Annotated in this window: 1 protein-coding gene; it reads right to left on the bottom strand. The window is 62.6% G+C overall.

The annotated features are described in order from the left end of the window. On the bottom strand, positions 1-548 hold a 548-nt coding region (locus AB6807_RS39390; RefSeq protein WP_371088815.1), incomplete at its 3' end, for a helix-turn-helix domain-containing protein. Positions 549-645: the final 97 nt, after the last annotated feature.

The following is a 645-nucleotide window of genomic DNA, read 5'->3' as shown; positions in this document are numbered from 1 at the left end:
GCTGTGAACGCCAGTCTTGCGTGATCATCGATGGCCACGAACAGCGTCTCCCAGCCCGCACCATCGACCGAGTCGCGCCGGTTGCCTGTGACGCGGTGGCTGGGCCGCACGATGCGCCCGAGCTTCTTGGTGTCGATATGCAGCAGATCGCCGGGCGCCTCGTGCTCGTAGCGCACGACCGCCTCGACAGGCTCCAGGTCGCTCAATTTGGACATGCCCGCTCGCGCCAGAACGCGGCTGACCGTGGACTCCGAGACCCCCACGCTGCGTGCGATGCGAGCCTGCAGCATTCGGCGTTTGCGCAACTCCACGATGAGCAATGCCTTGCTTGCATCGATGGTCCTGGGCGAGCGTATGGGCCTGGACGAGGCATCGACCAACGCAGCTTCTCCACCTGCCAGATAGCGGCCGAGCCACTTCCTGGCCGTCGGCGCAGTGACGCCATGCAAGGCTGCGGCTCGCACGGCATCCAAGCCTTGCAGAGTCATCTGCTTGACCATCTCGAGTCGGCGGGCAAAGGTAAGTCGGGCATGCTTATGGGTGTTCATCCGATTGGGCCTCCTGAGTGGATTGGGTGTTTGGCGACTTCCAGTCTCTCAAACCCAACCCGGATGAACACCGGATACAACCTATTGGAGCTTCACA

The sequence above is a fragment of the Variovorax sp. RCC_210 genome (assembly GCF_041355175.1).
In the GTDB taxonomy this organism is placed as follows: domain Bacteria; phylum Pseudomonadota; class Gammaproteobacteria; order Burkholderiales; family Burkholderiaceae_C; genus Variovorax.
Note: the sequence above shows the minus strand (reverse complement) of the source record. Positions and strands in the feature narration are given on the sequence as shown.